The 3,644-nt window shown below is 72.3% G+C and carries 2 protein-coding genes; both read right to left on the reverse strand.

Features of this window, described 5'->3' with window-relative positions; genetic code table 11:
* Positions 1 to 81: 81 nt before the first annotated feature.
* Positions 82 to 2,214, reverse strand: a complete 2,133-nt coding sequence (locus tag FNQ90_RS15935) for a 3-hydroxyacyl-CoA dehydrogenase NAD-binding domain-containing protein (RefSeq protein ID WP_182606995.1) — start codon at positions 2,212 to 2,214, stop codon at positions 82 to 84.
* Positions 2,211 to 3,425, reverse strand: coding sequence for a thiolase family protein (locus FNQ90_RS15940; protein WP_182606996.1), 1,215 nt, complete (start codon positions 3,423 to 3,425; stop codon positions 2,211 to 2,213). Before FNQ90_RS15940 ends, FNQ90_RS15935 begins: the two co-directional genes overlap by 4 nt.
* Positions 3,426 to 3,644 lie beyond the last annotated feature (219 nt).

Raw genomic sequence — 3,644 nt, forward strand, 5'->3', positions numbered from 1 at the left:
GGGCACGAACGCGCCGGCGCCCGGTCGCGCCCCGCCGGGGGGTGCGACCGGGCGCCGGGAGGAACCGGACCGGGGACCGGCTCAGAAGGTGGGCACGCTCGCCTCACCGGTCGGCAGCAGCCGCCGACCCAGCACCCGCTCGGAGACGCCCGTGCGGTCCAGGTAGGGGGTGATGCCGCCCAGGTGGAAGGGCCAGCCCGCGCCGGTGATCAGGCACAGGTCGATGTCCTGCGCCTCGGCCACCACGCCCTCGTCGAGCATCAGCCCGATCTCCTCGGCGATGGCGTTCAGCGCCCGCTCGCGAACCTGCTCCTCGGTCAGCACGGTGTCACCGGTCTCGAAGAGCGCCATCACCTCCGGGTCCAGCTCCGGGGTGCCGGAGTCGTGCCGGTAGAAGGCCCGCTTCCCGGCCTTCACCACCCGGTCCAGGTTCGGGGAGACCCCGAACCGCTCCGGGAAGGCGTCGTGCAGGGTGCCCGCCACGTGGTGCGCCACCGCAGGGCCGACCAGCTCCAGCAGCTGGATCGGGGACATCGGCAGCCCCAGCGGGGCCAGGGCGCGGTCGGCGGTCTCCGCCGGGGTGCCCTCGTCGATCGCGCCGAGCACCTCGCCCATGAAGCGGGTCAGGACGCGGTTGACCACGAACGCCGGGGCGTCCTTGACCAGCACGGCCGTCTTCTTCAACTGCTTGGCCACCGCGAAGGCGGTCGCCAGGGAGGCGTCGTCGGTCCTCTCGGCCCGCACGATCTCCAGCAGCGGCAGCACGGCCACCGGGTTGAAGAAGTGGAAGCCGACCACCCGCTCGGGGTGCTTGAGCTGCGAGGCCATCTCGCTCACCGACAGCGAGCTGGTGTTGGTGGCCAGCACGGCGTGCTCGGGCACGACCGCCTCCAGCTCCGCGAACACCTGCTGCTTGACGCCCATCTCCTCGAAGACGGCCTCGATGACGAAGTCGGCGTCGGAGAAGGCGGCGGCCTTGTCCAGCTCGCCGGTCACCAGGCCCTTGAGGCGGTTGGCGCCGTCCTTGTCGAGCCGGCCCTTCAGGTGCAGCATGTCGATCTGCTCGTGCACCCAGCCCACGCCCTTGTCGACCCGCTCGCGGTCGATGTCGGTGAGCACCACCGGCACCCGCAGGCGGCGGGCGAACAGCAGCGCCAGCTGGGAGGCCATCAGGCCCGCGCCGACGATGCCGACCTTGGTGACCGGCCGCGCCAGCGACTTGTCCGGGGCGCCGACGGGCCGCTTGGCACGCCGCTGCACCAGGTTGAAGGAGTAGATGCCGCTGCGCAGCTCCTCGCCCATGATGAGGTCGGCCAGCGCCTCGTCCTCGGCGGCGAAGGCGGCCCGCAGGTCGCCGGACTTCGCCGCGGAGATGATGTCCAGCGCCCGGTAGGCGGCCGGGGCGGCGCCGTGCACCTTGGAGTCGGCGAACTCCCGACCCCGCTGCACGGCCGCATCCCACGCCTCGCCGCGGTCGATCGCGGGCCGCTCGACCTCCAGCTCGCCGCGCAGCACCGCGGAGGTCCAGATCAGCGACTGCTCCAGGAAGTCCGCGGCGTCGAAGATCGCGTCGGCGATGCCCAGCTCGTGGACCTGCGGGCCCTTGAGCATGCGGTTCTGGTTGAGCGCGTTCTCGATGATCACCCGCACCGCGCGCTCGGCGCCGATCAGGTTCGGCAGCAGCCCGCAGCCGCCCCAGCCGGGCACCAGACCGAGGAAGACCTCGGGCAGCGCGAAGGCCGGCAGCTGCCGGGTGACGGTCCGGTAGGTGCAGTGCAGGCCGACCTCGACACCGCCACCCATCGCCGCGCCGTTGTAGTAGGCGAAGCTGGGCACGCCCAGCGAGGAGAAGCGCTTGAACACCTCGTGTCCGCCGCGGCCGATGGCCAGCGCCTGCTCGCGCTCGCGCAGCAGGGCCACGCCCTTGAGGTCGGCGCCCACGGCGAAGATGAACGGCTTGCCGGTCAGGCCGACGCCGACGATCTCACCGCGCCGCGCCTCCTCCTCGACGACGTCCAGCGCCTCGTTCAGGTTGGCCAGCGACTGCGGGCCGAAGGTGGTCGGCTTGGTGTGGTCCAGGCCGTTGTCCACGGTGATCAGGGCGAACCGCCCCGCCCCCTGCGGCAGGTCCAGGTGCCGGACGTGCGCGGAGGTCACGACCTCGTCGGGGAACAGCTCGGCCGCTCCCTTGAGAAGTTCGGCGGTGTTGCTCACTTGCCCTCCCAGTGGGGGTTCTCCCAGATGACGGTCCCGCCCATGCCGAAGCCGACACACATCGTGGTCAGGCCGTAGCGCACGTGCGGCTGCTCCTCGAACTGCCGGGCCAGCTGGGTCATCAGCCGCACGCCGGAGGAGGCCAGCGGGTGACCGAAGGCGATCGCGCCGCCGTACCGGTTGACCCGCGGGTCGTCGTCGGCGATGCCGTAGTGGTCCAGCAGGGCCAGCACCTGGACGGCGAAGGCCTCGTTGATCTCCAGCAGGCCGATGTCCTCCATCGACAGGCCGGCCTTGGCCAGCGCCTTCTCGGTGGCGGGCACGGGGCCGACGCCCATCACCTCCGGCGCCACGCCCGCGAAGGCGTAGGAGACCAGCCGCATGGCCACCGGCAGGCCCAGCTCGCGGGCCACGTCCTCGGCGGCCAGCAGCGAGGCGGTCGCGCCGTCGTTCAGGCCCGCCGCGTTACCGGCGGTGACCCGACCGTGCGGACGGAACGGGGTCTTCAGGCCGGCCAGCTGTTCCAGGGTGGTGCCCGGACGCATCGGCTCGTCGGCGGAGGCCAGGCCCCAACCGGTCTCGCCGGCCTCGGGGTTGGTGCGCCGGATGGAGATCGGCACCAGGTCGCGCTGGATCTTCCCGTCGGCGTACGCCTTGGCGGCCCTCTCCTGGCTGCGCACGGCGTACTCGTCGGCGCGCGCCTTGGTCAGGTGCGGGAAGCGGTCGTGCAGGTTCTCGGCGGTCATCCCCATGAACATGGCGGACTCGTCCACCAGCTTCTCGGAGACGAAGCGCGGGTTGGGGTCCACGCCCTCGCCCATCGGGTGGCGGCCCATGTGCTCCACGCCGCCCGCCACGACCACGTCGTAGGCGCCGAAGGCGATCGAACCGGCGGTGGTGGTCACGGCGGTCATCGCGCCCGCGCACATACGGTCGATGGCGTACCCGGGGACGGTGCTCGGCAGTCCGGCGAGCAGCGCGGCGGTGCGGCCGATGGTCAGGCCCTGGTCGCCGATCTGGGTGGTCGCGGCGATCGCCACCTCGTCGACCCGCTCCGGCGGCAGGTCGGGGTTGCGGCGCAGCAGCTCACGGATGCACTTGACGACCAGGTCGTCCGCGCGGGTCTCGTGGTACATCCCCTTGGGGCCCGCTTTTCCGAACGGGGTGCGGACGCCGTCGACGAAGACGACGTCCCTGACGGTACGAGGCACGATGGCTCTCCTCCAGGTGCGGTGCGCGGCGTGCGCCGGGGCCCGGCGCGGCCCGGTGGCACGGCGCCCCGGCAGCGTCCCGGGAGCCGCGGTGATCCTCCGGACTTGCAATCCGACACCCATGCTACTAGCCGGTAACCAAGAGGCAAGAGGCGACTCCCGGCACGCCGACCCGGGACGCGACTCACACCCCGCGGTGGGGGAGCAGTGGGGGAGGGG

It is taken from the genome of Streptomyces alkaliphilus (genome assembly GCF_014141535.1).
Classification (GTDB): Bacteria; Actinomycetota; Actinomycetes; order Streptomycetales; family Streptomycetaceae; genus Streptomyces; species Streptomyces alkaliphilus.